General features: G+C 64.4%; 25 protein-coding genes and 2 tRNA genes. 13 read left to right on the top strand and 14 right to left on the bottom strand.

All coding sequences use genetic code 11. From position 1 onward, the window contains the following. Nucleotides 1-130: 130 nt before the first annotated feature. Genes LCY71_RS16590 through LCY71_RS16555 form a run of 8 tightly spaced genes read left to right on the top strand, consistent with a single transcriptional unit; the run spans nt 131 to nt 6,762 of the window. Nucleotides 131-2,746 (top strand): hypothetical protein, encoded by a 2,616-nt coding sequence (locus LCY71_RS16590; protein WP_225334251.1) that lies wholly within the window; start codon nt 131-133, stop codon nt 2,744-2,746. Next, complete coding sequence (locus LCY71_RS16585; RefSeq protein WP_225334250.1) at nt 2,733-2,930, top strand: hypothetical protein; 198 nt, start codon at nt 2,733-2,735, stop codon at nt 2,928-2,930. The genes LCY71_RS16590 and LCY71_RS16585 overlap by 14 nt, the downstream gene beginning before the upstream one ends. Continuing rightward, nucleotides 2,927-3,145 (top strand): hypothetical protein, encoded by a 219-nt coding sequence (locus LCY71_RS16580; RefSeq protein ID WP_225334249.1) that lies wholly within the window; start codon nt 2,927-2,929, stop codon nt 3,143-3,145. Before LCY71_RS16585 ends, LCY71_RS16580 begins: the two co-directional genes overlap by 4 nt. 2 nt (nt 3,146-3,147) lie before the next feature. Continuing rightward, entirely contained in the window at nt 3,148-3,369 is a 222-nt protein-coding gene (locus LCY71_RS16575; protein ID WP_225334248.1) for a hypothetical protein, read from the top strand. Next, entirely contained in the window at nt 3,366-5,111 is a 1,746-nt protein-coding gene (locus LCY71_RS16570) for a hypothetical protein (RefSeq protein WP_225334247.1), read from the top strand. The genes LCY71_RS16575 and LCY71_RS16570 overlap by 4 nt, the downstream gene beginning before the upstream one ends. Nucleotides 5,112-5,113: 2 nt before the next feature. Further along, a complete protein-coding gene (locus LCY71_RS16565) occupies nt 5,114-5,491 on the top strand; it encodes a hypothetical protein (protein WP_225334246.1) in 378 nt (125 codons plus the stop codon). Beyond that, the gene (locus LCY71_RS16560; RefSeq protein ID WP_225334245.1) at nt 5,488-5,967 is read left to right on the top strand and encodes a hypothetical protein; all 480 of its coding nucleotides are present in this window, start codon (nt 5,488-5,490) and stop codon (nt 5,965-5,967) included. Before LCY71_RS16565 ends, LCY71_RS16560 begins: the two co-directional genes overlap by 4 nt. Before the next feature lie 60 nt (nt 5,968-6,027). After that, nucleotides 6,028-6,762, top strand: coding sequence for a twin-arginine translocation signal domain-containing protein (locus LCY71_RS16555; RefSeq protein WP_225334244.1), 735 nt, complete (start codon nt 6,028-6,030; stop codon nt 6,760-6,762). 22 nt (nt 6,763-6,784) lie between these two features. On the opposite strand, the gene LCY71_RS16550 is transcribed toward LCY71_RS16555, so the two are convergent. After that, a complete protein-coding gene (locus tag LCY71_RS16550; RefSeq protein WP_225334243.1) occupies nt 6,785-7,030 on the bottom strand; it encodes a hypothetical protein in 246 nt (81 codons plus the stop codon). Further along, nucleotides 7,027-7,254, bottom strand: coding sequence for a hypothetical protein (locus LCY71_RS16545; RefSeq protein WP_225334242.1), 228 nt, complete (start codon nt 7,252-7,254; stop codon nt 7,027-7,029). Before LCY71_RS16545 ends, LCY71_RS16550 begins: the two co-directional genes overlap by 4 nt. A 119-nt stretch (nt 7,255-7,373) precedes the next feature. Between LCY71_RS16545 and LCY71_RS16540 the strand changes: the two genes are divergently transcribed. Beyond that, complete coding sequence (locus tag LCY71_RS16540) at nt 7,374-7,619, top strand: hypothetical protein (RefSeq protein ID WP_225334241.1); 246 nt, start codon at nt 7,374-7,376, stop codon at nt 7,617-7,619. 520 nt (nt 7,620-8,139) lie between these two features. Here the strand turns inward: LCY71_RS16540 and LCY71_RS16535 are convergent. The 7 genes from LCY71_RS16535 to LCY71_RS16505 all read right to left on the bottom strand — a co-directional run bounded on the left by LCY71_RS16535 (nt 8,140) and on the right by LCY71_RS16505 (nt 12,736). Beyond that, nucleotides 8,140-9,834: a DUF7845 domain-containing protein gene (locus LCY71_RS16535; protein ID WP_225334240.1), complete on the bottom strand. Its 1,695-nt coding sequence runs from the start codon at nt 9,832-9,834 to the stop codon at nt 8,140-8,142. Next, entirely contained in the window at nt 9,831-10,493 is a 663-nt protein-coding gene (locus LCY71_RS16530; RefSeq protein ID WP_225334239.1) for a hypothetical protein, read from the bottom strand. The genes LCY71_RS16535 and LCY71_RS16530 overlap by 4 nt, the downstream gene beginning before the upstream one ends. Then, nucleotides 10,490-10,891 (bottom strand): hypothetical protein, encoded by a 402-nt coding sequence (locus LCY71_RS16525; RefSeq protein ID WP_225334238.1) that lies wholly within the window; start codon nt 10,889-10,891, stop codon nt 10,490-10,492. The genes LCY71_RS16530 and LCY71_RS16525 overlap by 4 nt, the downstream gene beginning before the upstream one ends. A gap of 198 nt (nt 10,892-11,089) precedes the next feature. Next, nucleotides 11,090-11,268 (bottom strand) — tRNA-Trp (locus LCY71_RS16520). A 40-nt stretch (nt 11,269-11,308) separates the two neighbouring features. Next, entirely contained in the window at nt 11,309-11,539 is a 231-nt protein-coding gene (locus LCY71_RS16515; protein WP_225334237.1) for a DUF5795 family protein, read from the bottom strand. 118 nt (nt 11,540-11,657) lie between these two features. Continuing rightward, the gene (locus LCY71_RS16510; RefSeq protein ID WP_225334236.1) at nt 11,658-12,563 is read right to left on the bottom strand and encodes a DUF5794 domain-containing protein; all 906 of its coding nucleotides are present in this window, start codon (nt 12,561-12,563) and stop codon (nt 11,658-11,660) included. After that, a complete protein-coding gene (locus LCY71_RS16505) occupies nt 12,563-12,736 on the bottom strand; it encodes a hypothetical protein (protein WP_225334235.1) in 174 nt (57 codons plus the stop codon). The genes LCY71_RS16510 and LCY71_RS16505 overlap by 1 nt, the downstream gene beginning before the upstream one ends. A 248-nt stretch (nt 12,737-12,984) precedes the next feature. On the opposite strand from LCY71_RS16505, the gene guaB reads away from it, so the two are divergent. After that, a complete protein-coding gene (guaB, locus tag LCY71_RS16500) occupies nt 12,985-14,469 on the top strand; it encodes an IMP dehydrogenase (protein ID WP_225334234.1) in 1,485 nt (494 codons plus the stop codon). A gap of 12 nt (nt 14,470-14,481) precedes the next feature. Here the strand turns inward: guaB and LCY71_RS16495 are convergent, their stop codons facing one another. Beyond that, nucleotides 14,482-14,889, bottom strand: coding sequence for a RidA family protein (locus LCY71_RS16495; protein WP_225334233.1), 408 nt, complete (start codon nt 14,887-14,889; stop codon nt 14,482-14,484). Nucleotides 14,890-15,078: 189 nt separating this feature from the next. Further along, nucleotides 15,079-15,714, bottom strand: a complete 636-nt coding sequence (locus tag LCY71_RS16490; protein WP_225334232.1) for a plastocyanin/azurin family copper-binding protein — start codon at nt 15,712-15,714, stop codon at nt 15,079-15,081. Nucleotides 15,715-15,881: 167 nt separating this feature from the next. On the opposite strand from LCY71_RS16490, the gene LCY71_RS16485 reads away from it, so the two are divergent. Next, complete coding sequence (locus LCY71_RS16485; RefSeq protein ID WP_225334231.1) at nt 15,882-16,316, top strand: GNAT family N-acetyltransferase; 435 nt, start codon at nt 15,882-15,884, stop codon at nt 16,314-16,316. Between the two features lie 37 nt (nt 16,317-16,353). Beyond that, complete coding sequence (locus LCY71_RS16480; protein WP_225334230.1) at nt 16,354-16,782, top strand: GNAT family N-acetyltransferase; 429 nt, start codon at nt 16,354-16,356, stop codon at nt 16,780-16,782. A 190-nt stretch (nt 16,783-16,972) separates the two neighbouring features. Here LCY71_RS16480 and LCY71_RS16475 read toward each other — a convergent pair whose 3' ends face one another. Further along, complete coding sequence (locus LCY71_RS16475) at nt 16,973-17,608, bottom strand: IS6 family transposase (RefSeq protein ID WP_225335934.1); 636 nt, start codon at nt 17,606-17,608, stop codon at nt 16,973-16,975. A gap of 249 nt (nt 17,609-17,857) precedes the next feature. Then, nucleotides 17,858-17,931 (bottom strand) — tRNA-Lys (locus LCY71_RS16470). Nucleotides 17,932-18,103: 172 nt separating this feature from the next. Here LCY71_RS16470 and LCY71_RS16465 point away from each other — a divergent pair. Then, nucleotides 18,104-19,561, top strand: coding sequence for a DHH family phosphoesterase (locus LCY71_RS16465; protein ID WP_225335933.1), 1,458 nt, complete (start codon nt 18,104-18,106; stop codon nt 19,559-19,561). Here the strand turns inward: LCY71_RS16465 and LCY71_RS16460 are convergent. After that, nucleotides 19,558-19,863, bottom strand: coding sequence for a PRC-barrel domain-containing protein (locus LCY71_RS16460; RefSeq protein ID WP_225334229.1), 306 nt, complete (start codon nt 19,861-19,863; stop codon nt 19,558-19,560). The two genes, LCY71_RS16465 and LCY71_RS16460, sit on opposite strands and share 4 nt — an antisense overlap. Nucleotides 19,864-20,010: the final 147 nt, after the last annotated feature.

Genomic DNA, 20,010 nt, shown 5'->3' with positions numbered 1-20,010 from the left:
CCGGAACGGGGACGAGGACAGTGATGAGTCCAGCGGCAGTAGCAGCTCGGAACCATCACCCTCACAGTCTCGCGGAGCACCGACGCCGTCCGATCCGGTCGACCGGTCGACCCAGGAAACGGAGTCCGAAATGGACGATCCGGTGTCTCGCGGACAGCCGTCCCCGTCGGAGTCCAGAGGCGTTCCGGATCAGACGGCCGACCAGTCGTCGCCATCCGCGCCGGAGATCGACCGGGCACGAGAGGCCGAAGATCGACTCCCGGACAGTGATCAGGGGCTGGAAACGTCGGAACCAGACCGATCAGACGTCGGAACCGAGAGTCCGACCGACTATCAAGCCGACGCGGCGGTCACGTACGAAGACACCGACCTCTCAGATAGTCAGGTCCGAAACATCTTCAACCGCGCCCGGGATCAAGCGGATCCGGGCGACGACATCGCACTCGCTGAGACGCCATCCGGCGATATCGCTGCCTACGTCGGTCCAGAGGCAGAGCAAGCCGCAGCGGCCGCACGCGAACAGCGCGCAGCCGAATCGATTACTTCCCAGCTGTCGGAGCGTGGGCTGGAGCGGGGCGACGACTTCGTGCTGGAGGAGACTGACTCCGGGATTCAGGCCGACATAACGCCCCAGTACTACGAAGAACAGGCAATCGAGCAGTCGGACACGCTCCAGTCTCCGGAGGACGTTCGGGTAGTCCAGGAGGGCGACCAACTCAGCGTCGAGGTCACCGAAACCGGGCAGGCCCGCGCAGAGCAAGAGCGCCTCGAGGAACGGGATCAGGCGCGTATCGCGGCGATTCAGGGGCTCCAGAGCCAGACCGACGAGAACCTGACGACTGATGACTTCGACGTCCAGATCGTCGACGGGAACGTCCAGGCTGGGCTCACAGAATCGGGCCAGGAGCGGGTGTTCGGCGAGAATGATCAGCAGTCACCGACGCCCCAGAATCCACAACGCAGCCAGCAGCGCGACCCGGAGCAGCAGATCATCGCGCAGCTGGAAGACGAGACTGGGATGGACGTCACGCGCGAGGACGTGGAGTTCGAACGCGAGGGTGGCCAAGTGACGGGCCGGCTCACGCCAGAAGCTCAACTCGATGCCCAGCAGACCGGTCCCGAGCGCCAGTTCTTCGGGGTCATCGAAGAGGCGACCGGCGTCGAAGGGCAGACAGAGCAGTCGATCGCTCAGACCATCGAGGATGCGTTCTGGATCCCCGGCGAGCCCGTCCGAGAGACGCGACAGGAAGCAGCGAACACGGTCCGCAGTGGGGTCGACTGGGTGACTGACGGGTTCGATACCGTCATCGAGAACGCTGACCAGCAGGCGGAAGACATCACGTCAGACGTGCCGTCTGGAGATCTCGGACGTGCATCCGCGGCTGTCGGCGTGACTGGCGTCGGAACGGGCGTGGGAACCGGAACCGGCGTCGGAACGGGCTTCGGGACTGGGACAGGCCTCGGCACTGGTGTCGGCGGTGCTGGCGGGACCAGCGTCGGTCTGGGCGGCGCGGCGGCTGGTGCCGTCGCCATCCCGGCACTCGCCGCCTACGGAGAGTTCTCCGACGACGGAGAGCTTCAGCCGGGGGACGCCGTCGAAGACCGGACCGAGGTCCAGGTGCCCGACCAGCAGGAGCAGACTGGCGAACTTCAGGTGCCCGAGAACCAGCAGTCAACTGAGCAGGAACTCCCGATCCGAGATCCGACGGTCACCTCTGAGATTGGGATTCCCGATCAGCAGGACCAAACTGATCCGCAGACGATCCAGACAGAACAGATCGTCATCGGCGAAGTCGGTGAACAGACTGGAGACGATGTCGTCGAGATCACGGAAGAGGACCTCGTCGACGATCGCATCTCGGAGCAGCCTGGAAATCGTGCCCCCGGGCAGCGGATCAATCAAGAGCGCGGTTCCGGAATCTCGGACCTCTACAGGCAAGGACAGCAGCGCGAAGTGACTGAGCAAGATGAACCAAGCTTCCAAGAACGAAACCTCCCGTCGCTCGTGGTCCCGGGAGAGAGCGCAGCTGAGCAGTCGTCGCAAGAAGCACAGCAGAGGTCAGATGAAGCGAGCGAACGACAAGTCCAAGAGGCAGATGAGTTAGCGGCTCAGCAGCCCGATATCGGCCAAGGAATCGGTGTCGGACCAGAGACCGGCGTTGGAGAGGGATCGACGGGTAGAGCAGATCCTCTGTCGCGACCCGGCGTCGGATCGCTGCCGCTGTTCAGAGAAGATGCCCGGACCCGCGGTTTAGAAGCTCTCGATACGGCTGCGGTTGCACAGCCTGCTCTGGCACAGCAACTCAGTAATCCGTTCGAGTCTCCTCCTGAGACAGGCCAAGGGTTCCAACAGCCCGATGAGTTCCCGAATCCGAACCAGTTCAGCAACTCCCGGAACCGACGCCGCAGGCCCCGTGATTTCGAATTCAGCGGCGCGGACGGGCCGGACCGGGGTGACGATCCGTGGTCTGCCAGTGGTGGAAGTTCGGGCAACTCGCTCACAACGGGCTGGTTCCAAGAGACGGTCGTCTCGACGGCACTCGGCCCAGATCCCGAGGCGGCCCGCGCCCCCGATCCGGAGACGCTCGAGGGCCAGCCACTCGGTCTCCGGCTGACGGGCGAACTGCCGACGGAGGCACAGGTGACCGGCGACGCGGAGACGCGCGAGGCGATCGCCGACGCCGAGGACCTGTTCACCTTCGGCGGCGACTCGAGCGAAGGAGGGTTCTGGGATGGACGTTTTTGAAGTCCCGTTTGCGCTCCTGACGTTCCTCGGGCTGGTCGCGATCGCGCCGGTCTGGTTCTGGTACATCAACAACTTCCAGACCGTCGATAGCCTGAGCCCGGAGTCAACGTTTCTGGTGAACATTACGTTCCCGCTGCTGGCGTTGCTCTACCTGGCATCGTGGCTCGAGGGTGGTCCGGCATGATGAACGACCGCGCGGCAATCCAACTGACGGATGCCATCCTGGCGTTATTCACGCTCGTCGCAATCCTCGCGATGGCACCGTTCTTCAGCAAGTTCACGTCGATGGCAGCGTCGGAAGCGGATCCGTTCAGCAGCCTGCTCCTCCAGATGACGATCCCGATCCTGCTGATCGGACTGATCCTGTCGATCGGCGCAAGTGCTCGACGAGGAGGGTAACCATGGACGACAGAGCCAGGATCACGGTGCCCGACGTCGCAATGTTCCTCGGCGCGATAGCGATGGTCGGAGCGCTGTATCCAGTTTTCGCGGCCGGCCTCGAGGATAATCTGGGCCAGATGGATCAGGGGACGATCTACCTGTTCCGTCTGATGCTGCCGCTGATGGTCCTGGTCATCTTCGGGCTCATCTTCAGGAAAGCCGCCGCGGGGGGTCGACGATGACGGACGACAGCGCGCCGAGGGCCAGGCTCGGCGTGTACGTCGTGATCGCACTCCTGCTGACGGCCGGCGTCGTCGCTGCGGCGGCCGACTACTGGACTCCGACGCGGAACGTCCCGCTCGGTCACGACGACGGGACGGACGTGATCGTCCAGTGCGAGTGCGAGGTCGACATGAGCAACTTCACGCGCGGGTCGACGATCGTGGTGAACTCCACGGCCGGGAACGCGACCGTCGACGGTGCCGCGGGGACGCGCGCCCGACTCGACAACATCGAGGGGTCGTGGACGACGGTCTCGGAAGTCGACGCCAGCACGGGAGACATCTCGATCAACCCGTCGGACAAGCAGCGCGTGACGGTCGGAGGTGGCCTCGACTCGATCGAGTGGCAACCCGAGAGCGCGACCGAACTGGACGACGGGACTGTCGACTTCCGGTACTCGGCGACCTCGTCGGCGAACGTCTCGATCGGCGGCCTCCCGGGCGACACTGACGTCGCGGCAATCGACGACCAGTCGGACGAGATTCTGGCGACCTCGACGACAAACGCGGACGGACGGGCAACGTTCCAGGGTCTGTCCAGCGGTGACCACGACATCCGGATCCGGAAGACGCCGGAGACGCTGTATATCAGGGACGAGCAGACCAACGAACTGCTTGATAACGTCTCTGCCGAGATTCGGTTCTACGTCGACGATAAGGAGTCGACGGAGGTCGTTGAACGGCAGTCCTCTGATGGGACGGTCAACTTCACCGGCCTGCCGAGCGACGCGCAGTTCGTCGCGCTAGTCGACGCGGATGGATACCTCCCACGACGAGTCTACGTCGAGTCGCTCTACCAGCAGCAGGACATGTTCCTGCTGAACGAGTCGGCCGAATACAACTCGAAGGTCTTCGAGTACAGCGATTACACTGGCCGATTCGGAGCAGACAATACGGCACTCCTCGTCCAGCGAGCGATCAACGGATCGTGGAGGACTGTCCAGGGCGACGTGATCGGATCGACGGGTGAGTACCGCGTCCAACTGGCGAATAACGTCAGGCATCGGCTCGTTGTCCTCAACACGGAGACTGGCGAGCGAATGGTCCTCGGTCCATACACTCCCATTGCGGACGGCGCACAGCAGATTCGGGTCCACGCCGACGGCGAGATCGAGATTCGCGACGTCGGGCCGATCGTCAACAACAAGCCGATGCTCGGGGTCGTCCCGGCGGGCCAGACGGACGTCACGGTCGACGTCCGCGAGCTCGACGAGTCGGTGTCGTCGTTCAACGTGACGGCGATTCGCGAGAACGAGACGAACTCGACGGTACTCGCGAACGACTCGGCGACAGGGGCCGGGAGCCTGACGCTCTCACTTGACCTCAGCAACATGAGCGACAGTACACTCGTGGTCAAGACCCAGTTCGAGATGGACTCCGGCAGAAGCGGGACCAGATACCGGAATTACTCGATCAACCGGCAGTTCGAGAATCCGAACTCGCTACTGAGCGTCGCAGGTGACGTGCCGTCGTTGCTGCCTGCTGGCGACGTGGCGGCGTTCCAGACGATGGTGTCGGTCCTGCTGTCGATCCTGATGGCGGGCGCTGTGGCGACCAACTATCGTCTCTCGTCGGAGTCGATCGGGCTGGTGGTCGTGCTGGTGCTCGCGGCGTTCAGCGTGATCGGCTGGGTACAGTACGGGCTGGTCTTCGCCTCGAGCGTGGCGTGGATCAGCTTCACCGCGCTCAGGAGGGGGATCTAACGATGCGGTTCTCGCACGTGATCCTCACGTACTTCGTGATCGGCGCAATCATGTGGGGTGGCGGTGCGATCATGTGGGACTCGGCTGGTGTCGGGGGCTTCATCATCGACGACCCGACGACCGGCGGCGTAGACGCCAACGAGTCGACCGCGGACGATCTCGAAAATATGGGTGGACCGATCCAGCAGTCGCTTCAGCAGCTGGGTGGTCCACTTCTGGCAGTTTGGAACTTCATCGTCAAATTGATCGGCTACGTGTTCTGGCCGATTACAGTCCTCCAGAGCGCGAACGCACCGCCGCGCGTGACAGTCCTGCTCGGCGGGTCGTTCTCGATGGCGTTCATCGGAGCGACTGTCCGACTGATCCGGGGGAGTGCATGATGAAGAAACGAACCAAGCAGGCGGTGGCGGCCGCGTACGTGGTCGGAGTACTGATGCTGACTGTTGTGGCCCTCACGATGGGTGGAACGGCAGCAGCCGCCAACGACGCGCCATACTACGACAACGAGAGCACTGAGGTCGGAAACGAGACGTGGATGTCGGGCGTCACCGACGGATCGCTCTCGAGCATCCTCGACATGGCGACGAGGGTCGGTCCGTTCATCATCGGGAGCGGGTTCTCAGCCCAGGGCGGCGTCGGCAGTGCCGGCGTACTCCTGACCGGCCTGCTCGTCGGTGGCGTGATGGCGGCGTCCGGGTTCCGTGCAGGTGTCGGGACGGTCGCAGGTGCGGTGATCGCCGTCGTCGCGACGTTCGCGATGTTGACGGTCGGGATCGGCCCGACGTGGGCGTACCCGGTGACGCTATTCGTCGTCGGCGTCGTCGCCGCGACGGTCCTGTTGAGAGCCATCCGCTGACTACCCGCTCCCGATGACCCGGCAAATCGGCGAGGTTGCGGGTCACCCAACGAGACAACTATGACCGACGAAGATCCCAACGAACTGCGACAGCGAGTTCGCGAACAGGAGGAGCGAATCGAGCAGCTGGAGAGCATGGTCAAGCGGATGATGCCGAACCGGCGAGACGTACTGAAGGCCGGCGGAGCGGCGGCAGGCGCTGGTCTGCTCGGCTTCGGGGCTGGAACGGCATCCGGATCGGATACGTCCTCACGTCGTGCCGGAGCGCCGGGCGACGAGGTCGACGTCTACCTCGACGAACTGAAGGATCCCAGCGGGGATGTCGTCGCCGACGTCGACGATACGGGCGCAGTCGAATTCCTGCGACCGGTCAGTGTAGAAGAGATGGCCAACGGATGGTTCTATGCTGGCGCGTACGATGGGTCTGATCCTGACAGTAGATTAGATAACGCGCTATCTGACGCTCCGAGCGAAGGGAGTCTTATCTTTCTTGAGCCGATGGAATATTCTTCTAATCGATCATTCGGTGGTATTACGCTGGTCGGTACAGGGATCAGATATCAAGATTCAACATACGTAACTGGGGATTGGACAGTCTCTGGGCCTGAGACGGCTGTTGAACGGGTCTGGCTGGGCGGCTCAATCACAGTCGATCAGCCTGATTGTTTACTCACTAAGATCCGTGGCAACGGTTCGATAACATTTAGCTCTGGAACCTCGGGTGGTGTGGCGGATACGATAGTGGGGGTGCCAGTGACAGACAACGGATCAAACACCATTGGCACTACCTCATAGTGAGAAATACTGGCCGGCTGTTTCAGTCGAGATAGTCGCGAATCTTTAGCGGGATCACGACGACTCCAGGAAGGAGCGAGGCGAAGATCCAGACGGGAGGATCAGATATCGGTGCGTTCTGGATCTGTCCGATAGAGCCAATCGTCACCTCCTGTAGCGTGGCGTTGTTGCTCGCTCGCCAGCCGGACAGGAATCCAACGACGAGCAGCAGCAAGTGAATGTAGGCGTCGAGGAGATACTCAGAAAGCGAATCCCAGTTCTCCATCATGGCTCGGCGTAGAGAACGCTCTCGGCTGCACAGAACTCGGTAGCGTAGCCGTGTGAGTTGAGCAGCCCCTCGCACATCGTCCGTGTCGACTCTCCGACCCGCTCGTCGGAGACGTCGACGACGATCTCGCAGTCGAGATCGACAGTCCCGGCGAGGACTTCTGGCTCTGCACCCTCGGCTTCGACCTTGACCAGATCCGGGTTGTATCCCCACTCGTCGACCATCGTCGTGACGGTTCGACCGTCGATCGACGTGGTGTCTCGAGCAGTGGTTCCTCGATCGAGACCGAGAGCAGAGGACTCGGGCCATCCGTGGCGAGGTCCATCTCGACAGGTTCGTCCGAGTGCCACGCGAGACGGCCGTCTACGTCCACTCTCTCGCCGACGTTGCGTCGGAGGCAGGTGGCGTTCCGTGGATCCGGTTCCACAGCGAGGATCCGCTCGTGATCGTCCTCGAGGCTGGTGGCAAGCTCGCCGATGAAAGCGCCAACGTCGACGACGTGGTCTCGGTCGCTATCGTGGAACTCGGTCGGAGTGGCACCGAAGTACTTCTCTCGAGTCCGGGTCAGTGGATCCGCGCCGATGTGTGAGAGTCGGAGTGCATCGTGCGCACGCGGCACGATCCAGTCCCGACCGTCGCGGTCGTGCTGGAGTCGCCAGGTGCCGTCTGCAAGTCGTCCAAGGCGATGTGGTGTGCGGAGGTTGAAGATCCTCGCGAACGCCGGCTCGGGGACGGCCTCGACGGCCGCCATTGGGTAGTTCCCCTGAAGAGCGAGCTGTCTGGCTTTCGAGACGCTCATGCCAGTAGGGGCGACGTATCTACCTATCAACCCCCATTCAAAGCCCAACTGGCTGTTGATCGGCGGTAGTATTGCGGTTGCAGTGCGGTAGCCGGACCGAGCGCCAGCGAAGGTCCGGGTGTATTTGAAATTCGTGCCCTTAGGTACACGCCCTAAAGGGGGTATGCCCAGCCGACGACAAAGCGCGACCAACAGCCCACCGTAGGCGTCGAGAGAACTGGTAATATTTCAGCAATAAAACGGCTGGAACGCGGTTGCCTTTATAAAATAAACAGGGGGCTGGATAGTGATGCCTCTATCCTGTCGGGCGTCAGCCGCTCTTATTCACGTTCCCGTCAGGCGTGCCAGTAAACGAAACTGAATCGTAGGGGTCGCCCCCGCCCTTCCTGAGGATGCTGCCGTCGACGACGATCTGCCAGCCCTTCCGGGGATTGCCGTCGCGGTCGACCCAGTCAATCAGGCCGTTCCTGATCTTCTCGGTGGGGATACCAGAGCCCTCGGCGGCCTCGAGCCCGGAGCGGAGAATCTTCATAAGCTCTCGCTCGCCGACACGCCGACCGAGCTTGAGGCGAATACGGTCTCGCTGGCTGTTGACAAGTTTGATCCCGTGGCGCTGCATCCACTTCTCAAGGGCAGAGGTGCCTTCGCCACGAAGCAGCGAATCCCGATCGACGACCTCACGAATCGCGTCTCCGGCCCATTCGGTCGTTTCGCGGACCTGCTCGAGGATATCCGTCGCGTGCTGGCGCGTAGCGTCGTCGATGAACTTGACGATCCCGTTGTCTGACTCCAGGAGCGCGGAGAACTTATCGAGGAGACGGTAGACAGCCGACGTGCTGGCGTCGGCGTTCTCGGCGAGTTCCTCGTAGTGCTGGTTCCCGCCATCGGTGAGGACCTTCGCGATCTCGAGGTCGGTATCGGTGACGTCAGCGCGAACGAACTCGCTTTCGACGTGATGCTCGGTTGCATCGCGGAGGTCAGGCAGCGGATTTGAGACGAGTTCGACCGCGTCGCCAGCGTTGCCGTCGAAGTAGGGATCTTCGTCGGTCCAGACGTCCGCGTCGGGCGTGACGGGAACGTCAGCCCAGTAGAGGATGTTGTGGACGGCCTCGTCGAGCTCAGAGACGACCTCGTCGCGCTCGTGCCAGTCGAGAGACTCGCCGGGGTGGTACTCACTGGAATAGGACATCTCGATCTTCGGATCGGCGAGCGGATCATCGTCGCGGTCCGTACTCTCTGAACGAACGTGGAATGGGTGATAGCACTTGAAATGCTTACCGTAGGACTGATCCTCAAGCAATAGGTCCCAAGTATCGGGATCGATCGCGACGCTCTGGTAGTGGCCCTCAATCTCCTCGTGGTCCCACTTGTACTCGCCACGGCCGCGCTGATCCTTTGCGAAGTCGGCAATCTCGTCGATGATGCCGCCGGACCCGGTCAGGTGATCCTGCGCGACAGCCCGATCGAGACGCCCGTAGCGTTCGAACTGGTAGATGCTGGAGTACGGGTGCGGATTTTCGTGGAAGTAATCCGGGTTCAGGCCGATGTGATCAGCGAGTGCCTGAAGCAACTCGAGCGACTCGTCGACTGAGAGGTTTGTCGTGATGGACTGGACGCGAATTGACTCCGGGCAGTCGTCAGGCATCGACTGGATCGGGTTCCCGGAGTGGACGTTCATCGCGTCGGGAAAGCCGGGCCGGAACTGGAAAACAGCGTCACGGTCTCCCCAGTCGTCGACAGCCTCGAGCTTGTACTGATATTCGTAGAGTCCGTCTTCGAACTCATCGGGATTCTCGGGATGGGCGAGCTGACCGTTCCAGTGCTTGGCACCGACGATCTCCCAAGTTTCGCCGCAGGCCTCGAACGGGCCGAGAGTCTCGTCGTGATCGGGCTCGAAGACACTGACGACGCCCCAGTACGGAGAGAGGCCGTGATCCTCCCAGAGAAGGTTCTGGCCCAGACCGTGAGTCTCGAGGCCGATCGGGTTCTCCTCCTCTACGATCATTTGTCGACCCCCCGTTGATCGGCCTCGCGATCAGCGAGATAATCGCGCCGACGCTTGATCTTGTCGCGGACGTCGCCATCGACGCCAAGGCGGCGAGCGACTGCGAGCCACGCGGCGGCGACCTCGGGCTCGCTGATGCCACGGATCCGTGGTGTCGGATCCATGTCCGTCTGCGGTGCAAGCCACCGAGCCGGGTCTTCTCCAATATCGGCCTTCAGCCGCGGGAACTCGGTGCGATCAACTTCCGCGACCTGTCCTCCGTCAGCGATGAGCCGTTGGTCGTCAGCGTCGTCAGGTGTGGGGATTCGCCCGACGCGGTCCCCCCACAGCGTTTGCAAGTGATCCCACTCGCAGTCCCGAATCGCGTCGGACGGTTCGGTAGCTGGAACGAGCGAACGTGGCCACTCACTCTGGCGATCGGAAAGCGCAGCAGGAACGATGCCGTTCTCGCCTTCGTATCCTTCGTGAGAGTAGCGGATGACGTAGGGCTCGGTGGGGTGAGCGTACCGGATCTGAAGCATCCGGCCGCCGTACTCGGTCGCCGCGCTGACGGCGTAGACGCGGGGTTTCTGGCCGGCGTCGGCGTCGACACCGTGCTCGATCCACGACTGGGGGATCGGGTGGAACTCCCAGTCGTCGACCTCGACAGGCCAGGTCACTGCTGCTCACCTCCGTCGGTGACGGGAGCATACTGCCGGTCGGCCCTGTACTCGCTCTGGCAGTCAGCGCAGAGGTCCAGATGATGCTGGTTGATCCGGATCTGGATCTTGTGCTGGTCGGGATCGATATCATCGCCGCAGTCGTCACAAGTGAGGCGGCCACCGTCGGCAGCGACCTCGGGTGATCCCTTTAGCAGCGGATCCTTCTCAGGCTTGTAGGTACGACAGCCGACCCACGGGAGATCGTCGTCTCGACGAGGACATCCCTCGTAGTGACCGTACTCGATAGGCTTGTTGGGCGACTCAGTGCAGCGTGCGAGGCAGCGCGGACAGATGAACTCCGAGTCCTTTCGGACTTCCGTGTGGCCGGTGTCGCCGATAACGGACTCGGAGCTCACGGCCGACACCTCCCTTCGTCGAGAGCAGGACAGCTTTGCTCTCCGTCCTCGATGGTGCTCCCGCAGAACTCACAGATGAGCGGGAGGGGCTGGTCGTGAGACCGGCGAGTCCGGCTCACGCCGACCACCTCCCGAACGCACCGCTCTGGAGTGGCGGAGTACAAGCGGCAAGAAGCGCCGCTTTACTTTTATACGGAGTGGGGTCGGAGGGATTTGAACCCCCGATCGGCTGATATCTCCGGTTGCGCCTCGGTACTCCAGAGGGTCATCAACGCGATCGATGATCAGTCGATCGCTCAGTATATCAGCTCTGGAGCGTCGTCACCGGGCACGTAGCCTCTGGAGTCAGCCGCCTTCCCGGACTAGGCCACGACCCCGCACCAGCCACTTTGCTGGATTCCCCTAAAGGGATTACGATTATTCGTCGCGGTCGGTCGTCGCCCAGTCGCAGTCCTGGCACTTGTAGCCCGTGACGAACTCGACGGCGCTGGGCATGTAGCCGACGGCGATGACGTCGCCGCCGCAGTCGGGGCACTCGCGGTCGGCGTCCTCGATGTCCTCGGCGTCCAGGACGTCTTCGTCCTCAATCAGCTCGGCGAGGCTCTCAGGGGTGACCATCCGACCCTGAACCACGCGGTTCTCGGTCATGGAAGCGAGGTGGACCGTGACGGCCCTAAACCTTCTCATACTGCCGGTTGCCCGTACGGGGCGGATTCGACGCCCGGAGCGCCGAACACGGTCTCACTGGGACAGCCGTCAGTATCACTCACAGCCACGGGAGGCGGTCCTCGTCGACGTCCTCCTCCACCTCCTCGTCGACGTCGACGGTCGGATGGGGTTCGGAGTCGGCCTCGTCGTGGCCGACGCCCTGTGACGCCCCGCCGTCGGCGAATGCGGCGGTGACGTCGACGTGGTCGGGGTCCCACTCGGCGTCGCGCTCTCGGGCCCGCTGGGGGTCGAAGGACAGCAGCGTCGTCACGCCGAGGACGGCCAGCGCGACGGGGGCGTTTCCGAGGACGCCGAAGATGGACAGCGGGAGGACGCCCAGCGCGACGGCGCTGCCGAAGCGGAAGCGATCGATGTCGACGGCGTTGCGGAGCCACGGGGCGCTGAGCGCGGCGGCGAGGGCGAAGGCGACGCCGACGCCGGCGGACGCCGCCGCGCGGAGCATGAGCGCCGGATCCGTCTGGACGGTCAGGCTCACGCCGGTGGGGGTCACGCTCGCGACGAACCCCAGCAGGAGGATGATAGACGGGCGGGGCAGCCACTCGCCGATCCGGGCGCTGGCTGTGCGGCCCGCGATGGCGAGGATGATGACGGCGGCGAAGCGCTCGAACACCTCCAGTCGGAGCAGTCCGCGGACGGTCGGCGCGAGCGCCGCGACGAGGACCGCGCCGGCGATGACCACGGCCCCGACAGTCAGGATCGAGACGGCCATCCTTTTCGGTGAACCCTCCATCTCCGCGAGGATGACCGCGAGGGTCGCGGACCCGCCGAACACGAGCAGGCCGACCTCGACGATGCCGGTGACGGTCGTGAGCCCGCCCGCGAGGACGACGGCGACGAACACCCCGTCCAGCAGGGGCAGGAGCATCACCGTCGCGAGGAGCCTGGTCGCGCCGCCGACGCGTCGCTCGAGGGCGAGGGCAACCGGATGCTGGGAGCTGCTCATCAGGGACTGGGGCCGTCACCCGCGGCCAGTGGGTACTCTCGGCGTCGGTACCGTCCGCCGGACCGGTCGCCGAAGCCGTTCCGCCAGCGCGTCCCCCCGAATGTTTTCACGACCGACTGGTCGACGGTCGTTCCACGGGCGGTGTTCTCGATGGTGGCGCTGGCGGAGCGCATGTATGTAATTATCATTGATTCATGCATAAGCGTTGTGTGAGTTTCGTCCCCACACCACTCGATTCGTATTGCTATCCCGGGTATTCGTTCAGGTATTACAGCCTCTCGGCCTCGAAACTGGACGTACGTTCTCTCCTACCGGAGGTTTCTGTGCCGCCCGCCCCTGCTCTTCCCGTACCGTCGTGGGACGGTCCTGCACGCTGTCGCGCTCTCGCAACGCTTTTGACCTGTCGTCTGCGACGATTTACATGGCGAACGAGCCCGAGCCCTTCTCGGAGAAGCTCCGCGTACCGGAGGCCCTGACGTTCGACGACGTGCTCCTCAGACCCAAGGAGTCCCGCGTCGAGCCGGACGAGGCCGACACCACGACGCGCGTCTCGACGAACGTCACGCTGAACGTGCCCGTCCTCTCCGCGGCGATGGACACCGTCACGGAGAGCGACCTGGCGATCGCAATGGCACGCCACGGCGGCCTCGGCGTCCTCCACCAGAACATGGACGTCGACCAGATGGTCGCGGAGATCGAGCGCGTCAAGCGCGCCGACGAGCTGATCATCCGGGACGTCGTCACCGCCGAGCCCGACCAGACCGTCCGCGAGGTCGACGAGATGATGAGCCGCCAGGGCGTCTCTGGCGCCCCGGTCGTCGACGAGGACGACGAGGTTCTGGGCATCATCTCCGGCACCGACATCCGCCCGTACCTGGAGGTCGGCGAGGAGGACCAGGTCAGCGAGGCGATGACCGACGAGGTCATCACCGCCGGCGAGGACGTCACGCCGCGGGAGGCGCTGGAGCTGATGTACGAGCACAAGATCGAGCGCGTCCCCATCGTCGACGACGACGACCGCCTCATCGGCCTCGTCACGATGCAGGGGATCCTCCAGCGCCGCGAGTACGACCAGGCCGCCCGCGACGAGGACGGCCGCCCCATCGCCGGCGCCGCCGTGGGTCCCTTCGAGGTTGACCGCGCAGAGGCCGCCGACGAGGCCGGCGTCGACGTGCTGTTCATCGACTGCGCCCACGCGCACAACCTGAACGTCATCGAGAGCGCCCGCGAGATCAAGGAGACCGTCGACGCCGACGTCGTCGTCGGCAACATCGGCACCCGCGAGGCCGCGGAGGACGTCGTCGACTTCGCGGACGGCGTCAAGGTCGGCATCGGCCCCGGCTCGATCTGTACGACTCGCGTCGTCACCGGTGCCGGCATGCCGCAGATCACGGCCGTCTCGCAGGTGGCCGACGTGGCCAGCCAGCACGACGTGCCCGTCATCGCCGACGGCGGCATCCGCTACTCCGGCGACGCGATCAAGGCCATCGCCGCCGGTGCCGACGCCGTCATGCTCGGCTCGTACTTCGCCGGTACCGACGAGGCGCCGGGTCGCGTCATCACGATGAACGGCAAGAAGTACAAGCAGTACCGCGGCATGGGGAGCGTCGGCGCGATGTCAGAGGGCAGCGGCGAGCGCTACCTCAAGGAGGAAGAGGAGGACGAGGAGTTCGTCCCCGAGGGCGTGGAGGCCGCGACGCCGTACAAGGGCCCGCTGGCGGACGAGCTCCACCAGCTCGTCGGTGGCATGCAGTCCGGCATGGGCTACGTCGGCGCCGAGACCATCCCCGAGTTCAAGGAGCGCGCCGAGTTCGTCCGCGTCTCCGCGGCCGGCCAGCAGGAGAGCCACCCCCACGACGTGATGATCACGGACGAGGCGCCCAACTACAGCCCCGACGACGCCTGATCGGCCGGCGCCTCACGTTCCGCAGTCCCTCCGTTCTCCGACGATCGCCGTCGCTTCGATCTCGACCACCGCGTCCGGATCGATCAGTCGCTCGACCTCGACCATCGTCGCGGCCGGTCGCACGTCGCCGAAGTACTCTCCGTGGACCTCACCGATCGCCTCCCAGTCGTCGACGTCCGTGACGAACAGCCGCGTCCGCACCACGTCCGAGCGGTCGGCACCGGCCCCGGCCAGCGCGGCCTCGATTATCTCCAGTGCACGCTGCGTCTGCGCCTCGGGGTCGCCCGGCGCGACGACCGCCCCGTCGTCGTCCGTGGCCGTCGTCCCGGCGACGTGGACGTGGTCTCCGGTTCTGATCGCCCGTGAGTAGCCCACCCGCGGCTCCCAGTCGGTGCCCGTCGAAACGCGGACTCGGTCCATGCGGTCCGTGCTCGGACCGCTGACAAAAAGACGGCGCTCCACAGCGCCCTTCGTCGGCGGACTCCCAGGCGGGGCTGCGATACCGGTTCTCGACCGCGCCGGCGCGCGCATTCGACGGACGCGAACCGGACTCCGGGTTCAGCCGGTGTCGGCGGCCTCCGGAAAATCGCTTCCCTACCGGGGCGGGGCTTACCCCTCGAAGTCGCCTGCGGCTACCGCGCCCTCGTCGACGATCCGTTGCTCGGACGGCACCGCGCCGTCCGGCGGGTCATCCTCGAATCCGCTGGGCTCGCCGACCACGATCCGCCCGACCATCCCGAGAGTCTTGTGCGGGATGCAGTAGTAGTCGTAGGTCCCCTCCGTATCGAAGGTGTGCATGAACTCGGCCCCCTCGTCGGTGAGCGTCCCGCTGTTCCAGCCCTCGGCGCCCTCGGGGATCCGATTCACCTCGGACTGGGGATTGTCCTCGGTGTACGCCGTCGAGGAGTGGCTTCCGGACTCGTTGACCCAGGTGACCGTCGCTCCGGGCTCGACGTAGAGGCCGATCGGATCGAAGATGTAGTCCTGACCCTCGGTGATCATCGCCACCTCGCTTCCGCCGCCTCCGGTCCCGCCGGCCGACTCGTTGCCATTCGTCTCGTTCCTCGCCGTCTCGACGCCCTCGGTCGGGGTCCCCTCCGCTTCCGTGGCCTCCGGCTCCGTTTCCTCACCCCCGGCCTCCGTCTCGGTGGCCTCCTCCGCGCCCGGCGACGTACACCCCGCGAGCGCTCCTGTTCCGACGACTAGTCCGGATCCGACTCTCGCGAGGTACTGGCGTCTGTCCATGGTCGCCTTCCCCTAGTAGGACCACGCGAAACCGGGGACTGCTTGCTGGCTAATGGTGTTTAAGAGGGGCGGGTGCGACCACCGGTTTCGACCGTCGGACCGGCCGCGCGGCTCTGCCGGACTGCGAGGCGGAAAACTCCTTGTTGATCCGGTACCTACGCGCCCGCGTGCCCGAAGCCGGCGTCGAACGCGTCGACGACGAGTCGCTGGAGCCCGCACTGTCCGTCCGCAGGGCCGTCTTCGTCGAGGAGCAGGGCGTCCCCGAGGACCGCGAGCGCGACGGCCGCGACGCCGCCGCCGTCCACTTCCTCGCGTGCGAGGCGGGCGACCCGGTGGGGACCGCACGGCTACGGCGGGTCGACGACGCGACCGGGAAGGTCGAGCGAGTCGCCGTCCTCCCCGACCACCGCGGCGAGGGATGGGGCCGCCGGCTGATGGCCGCCGTCGAGGACGAGGCCCGCCGCCGCGGCCTCGACCGACTCCGGCTGCACGCCCAGACGAGCGTCGAGGGGTTCTACCGCGCGCTCGACTATCAGACGACCAGCGACGTCTTCGAGGAGGCCGGCATCCCCCACGTCGAGATGGAGACGGAGCTTCGATGATGAGAATGCTTTTCGCCGTCTGGTCGTACTCCCGGTCGTGACCAGTGAAGTCGTCGTGACTGACCAGGACGAACCGGGCGCCGCCATCGGGATCCGATGGTCGGTCTTCGTCGAGGAACAGGACGTCGACGAGGCGCTGGAGTTCGACGATAAGGACGACGAGGCCCGCCACTTTCTCGCCCGGGTCGACGGCGACCCCGCCGGGACCGCCCGCGTCCGCCTGATCGACGGGGAGACCGCCAAAGTCGAGCGCGTCGCCGTCCTACCCCAATACCGGGGCGAGGGCATGGGCCGTCGAGTGATGGAAGCCGCGCACGACTACGTCCGCGATCAGGGCCGCTCGCGCGCCGTCCTCCACGCTCAGGCTCGCGTTTCCGAGTTCTACGAGTCGCTCGGGTACGAGGAACTCGGACCCGTCGAGGACCCCACCGGGATTCCGCACGTCGAGATGGAACGGTCGCTGTAGGCGATTTCGCTGTTCCGTCGTGGCGAGCACACGCTACGCGGTGCTCGTCGGGTAGTTCGCGGCAGAAAGCGGGCCGGAAGGGACTGAGCGAACGCATCGCGTTCGCGAAGGTCGGAAGACGGCGGAGCCGTCTTCCGGGATTTGAACCACGGTCGGAGCAAAGCTCCTCCCTGCTTCGAATCGGTAGTGTTCAGATTAGCTGATTCCATGCGAAGCTGAACGATTTGAGCCAGTCGTCGGCTGTGTCCGCTTCGGCGTTGCTGAAGCAGTTTGAGAACGAAGATGTACGGCGTTTTATTTCTCGAAAGACACGTTCGACACTGTTTCGATTTCCATGGCGTTCGTATTTGAAATCGAGGCCGTGTCGCTGGCAGGCGTCTTTCAGCGGTGTCGCACCATCGACGAGAAAGACGGCGTCGTCGACATCGTGTTTCTCGCGGAGCTCGGTGAAGAACGCACGAGCGAGAACGTTTGTTTTCGTCGGTTCAAGCTGTGTATGGAGTAATTCGTTCGTGTCTGGATCGACGGCAGCGTACAGCCAGTAGTGCTCGTCATCGAGTTGGATCACGGTTTCGTCGACCGCGACGTGATCCGGTTCTCGCCCATCCTGGGGCTGTAGATCGGCTTTGTGAACCCAGTTGTGAACGGTTGACCGAGCGCGTTGGACACCGAATACCTCAAGAAACGAGACAGTATTCGAAAGCGAGAGTCCAGCCAGATGCAGCTGAATACTGAGCTTCATCAGTAGTCGCGGTGTCGCTTCTCGCTCCACAAACTCTAACTCGATCTGGTCCAAACAACCGCTGAGGCGGTCGGTTTTTGGTATAGAGCACTAAAAACCGCATCCGCCTCACCTTTCAATCTTATCTGAACACCGCCTTCGAATCCCTCCGTAGCGTTATCACTGCTCACGTTCGTTCGCAGGATAACGGGCCGGAAGGGATTTGAACCACGCCCAGACGTGCTCGCTACGCTGCGCGCGTCTGGTCTCGTTCAAATCCCTGTGCCGCTTTCGCCGCTCACGAGTTTCGAGCACACGCGACGCGGTGCTCGCTGGGAAGTTCACAGCAGAAAGCGGGCCGGAAGGGATTTGAACCCTCGACCGACGGCTTAAGAGGCCGTCGCTCTGCCAGACTGAGCTACCGGCCCTCGCACTTCGACGTAACGGGGTTTGGATCATATACGTTTCCCTTCGGGGACGACGTGGGCCGGGGTCACACGCCCCTCGTTCGATGGCACCAGCCACCCGACACAGCGACCGTCTCGGGGCGCGTCCCTGGTCGAGAAGGTGTCTTTAAAGTGGATCCCGCACCGATTGGTGATATCAATGAGTACCGGCATCACGATGGCCTCGATGTCGACCTACGCGATTCTGGGCTGTGGGAGCGTGGGCCACGCGGTGGCGGAGGAGCTGGTCGACGAGGGGAAGGACGTCCTCATCCTCGACCAGGACGAGGGGCGGGTCGAGGCGCTCCGTGATCAGGACCTCAACGCGCGGACGGCCGACATCGCCGACGAGAGCATCGTCTCGGACCTGACCGACCGCGACGTGGTCCTCATCCTCTCGCCGGACGTCGAGGCCAACGCGGCCGCGGTGCGGCACATCCGGGCGTCGGGCGGCGAGCAGTTCGTCGTCGCCCGCGCCGACGACCCGGTGTCGGCCGACGACCTCACCGAACTCGGCGCAGACGTGGTGGTCAACCCCTCGGCGGTCATCGCCGACTCGGCTCTGCGGGCGCTGGAGACGGGCGAACTCGAGTACAAGGCCGGCCAGCTCGGGGACGTCATCGACGCGACGGAGGAGCGCATGGCGATCATGGTCCACCGCTCGCCCGACCCGGACTCCATCGCCAGCGCCGCCGCGCTGCGGCTGATCGCCGCCGACCGGGACGTCGATGCCGACATCGTCTACGAGGGCGAGATCGGCCACCAGGAGAACCGCGCGTTCGTCAACCTGCTGGGGATCGAACTCGTCTCGCGCGGGGACATCGACCTCGAGGACTACGACACCTTCGCGCTCGTCGACGCGGCCAAGGGTGGGGAACCGGAGGTCGATCGGGTCGACGTCATCATCGACCACTACGAACACGACCACGACCACGACGCGACCTTCGAGGACATCCGCCCGAACGTCTCCTCGACCTCGACGATTCTCACCAAGTACATCCAGGAGCTGGACCTCAGCCTCGACCAGGCCGTGGCGACGGCGCTGCTGTACGGCATCCGGGCTGAGACGCTCGACTTCAAGCGCGACACCACGCCGGCGGACCTGACCGCGGCCGCCTACCTCTATCCCTTCGCCGACCACGACACCCTGGAGCAGGTCGAGTCGCCGTCGATGTCTCCGGAGACGCTCGACGTGCTCGCCGAGGCCATCCGCAACCGCGAGGTCAAGGGCTCGCACCTCGTCTCGAACGCCGGCTTCATCCGGGACCGGGACGCGCTCTCGCAGGCCGCCCAGCACCTCCTCAACCTCGAGGGGATCACGACGACCGCGGTGTTCGCCATCGCCGACGACACCATCTACCTCGCCGCCCGATCGAAGGACATCCGCATGAACATCGGGAAGGTGCTCAACGACGCTTTCGGCGAGATCGGCGACACCGCCGGTCACTCGACGGACGCCAGCGTGGAGATCCCGCTGGGCATCTTCACCGGCATCGAGACGAGCGAAGACAAACGGGACACGCTCCTCCGCCTCGCGGAGGAAGCCGTCAAGTCGAAGCTGTTCGAGGCGATGGGCGTCGACAGTTCGGGCGAGGGCTCGAACGGGAGCTAGGCCGCGACCTCTTCTTCGGCTTCCTCGTCGGCCGGCTCGGTCAACCGCTCGACGATGTCGTTGACGATCACGACGTCGCCGACCGCCTGGACCCACCGGTAGGGGAGGATCACGCCGCGGGAGCTCCGCGCGTCCGCGCGGAACAGCTCGTGGTTCAGTTCGTGGAGGGCCAGGCCCGTCACCGTCTGTTGCTTGAGGTCGAGGCGCAGGTCCTCCACTTCGCCGACGAAGACCCCGTTCTTCGAGTAGACTTCGCGACCGACGAGCGTCGTTATCTCCTGGGGGACAGTCTCTCGATCCATACCTGCCCGGTGGATAGCTGGGACCTTAACTTTTGGTAGACGTCTGACGCGCTGTCCGACGATAACCGCCGTCCACCGATGGGTTGGGGCTGCGCGCGTCGCCCGTGCGCCCGTCGCGCACGGGCCCGCGGCCGTTAAGGTCGACTG

It is taken from the genome of Halomicrobium urmianum (assembly GCF_020217425.1).
Classification (GTDB): domain Archaea; phylum Halobacteriota; class Halobacteria; order Halobacteriales; family Haloarculaceae; genus Halomicrobium; species Halomicrobium urmianum.
This window is presented reverse-complemented; position numbering and strand designations above follow the sequence as displayed.

What these genes read in the sequence shown, in the direction of transcription:
- LCY71_RS16590 (WP_225334251.1), top strand. Translation starts at nt 131, where the DNA reads ATGGACGATCCGGTGTCTCGCGGACAGCCGTCCCCGTCGGAGTCCAGA.
- LCY71_RS16585 (WP_225334250.1), top strand. Translation starts at nt 2,733, where the DNA reads ATGGACGTTTTTGAAGTCCCGTTTGCGCTCCTGACGTTCCTCGGGCTG.
- LCY71_RS16580 (WP_225334249.1), top strand. Translation starts at nt 2,927, where the DNA reads ATGATGAACGACCGCGCGGCAATCCAACTGACGGATGCCATCCTGGCG.
- LCY71_RS16575 (WP_225334248.1), top strand. Translation starts at nt 3,148, where the DNA reads ATGGACGACAGAGCCAGGATCACGGTGCCCGACGTCGCAATGTTCCTC.
- LCY71_RS16570 (WP_225334247.1), top strand. Translation starts at nt 3,366, where the DNA reads ATGACGGACGACAGCGCGCCGAGGGCCAGGCTCGGCGTGTACGTCGTG.
- LCY71_RS16565 (WP_225334246.1), top strand. Translation starts at nt 5,114, where the DNA reads ATGCGGTTCTCGCACGTGATCCTCACGTACTTCGTGATCGGCGCAATC.
- LCY71_RS16560 (WP_225334245.1), top strand. Translation starts at nt 5,488, where the DNA reads ATGATGAAGAAACGAACCAAGCAGGCGGTGGCGGCCGCGTACGTGGTC.
- LCY71_RS16555 (WP_225334244.1), top strand. Translation starts at nt 6,028, where the DNA reads ATGACCGACGAAGATCCCAACGAACTGCGACAGCGAGTTCGCGAACAG.
- LCY71_RS16550 (WP_225334243.1), bottom strand. Translation starts at nt 7,030, where the DNA reads ATGATGGAGAACTGGGATTCGCTTTCTGAGTATCTCCTCGACGCCTAC.
- LCY71_RS16545 (WP_225334242.1), bottom strand. Translation starts at nt 7,254, where the DNA reads ATGGTCGACGAGTGGGGATACAACCCGGATCTGGTCAAGGTCGAAGCC.
- LCY71_RS16535 (WP_225334240.1), bottom strand. Translation starts at nt 9,834, where the DNA reads ATGATCGTAGAGGAGGAGAACCCGATCGGCCTCGAGACTCACGGTCTG.
- LCY71_RS16515 (WP_225334237.1), bottom strand. Translation starts at nt 11,539, where the DNA reads ATGACCGAGAACCGCGTGGTTCAGGGTCGGATGGTCACCCCTGAGAGC.
- LCY71_RS16510 (WP_225334236.1), bottom strand. Translation starts at nt 12,563, where the DNA reads ATGAGCAGCTCCCAGCATCCGGTTGCCCTCGCCCTCGAGCGACGCGTC.
- LCY71_RS16505 (WP_225334235.1), bottom strand. Translation starts at nt 12,736, where the DNA reads ATGCGCTCCGCCAGCGCCACCATCGAGAACACCGCCCGTGGAACGACC.
- guaB (WP_225334234.1), top strand. Translation starts at nt 12,985, where the DNA reads ATGGCGAACGAGCCCGAGCCCTTCTCGGAGAAGCTCCGCGTACCGGAG.
- LCY71_RS16495 (WP_225334233.1), bottom strand. Translation starts at nt 14,889, where the DNA reads ATGGACCGAGTCCGCGTTTCGACGGGCACCGACTGGGAGCCGCGGGTG.
- LCY71_RS16490 (WP_225334232.1), bottom strand. Translation starts at nt 15,714, where the DNA reads ATGGACAGACGCCAGTACCTCGCGAGAGTCGGATCCGGACTAGTCGTC.
- LCY71_RS16460 (WP_225334229.1), bottom strand. Translation starts at nt 19,863, where the DNA reads ATGGATCGAGAGACTGTCCCCCAGGAGATAACGACGCTCGTCGGTCGC.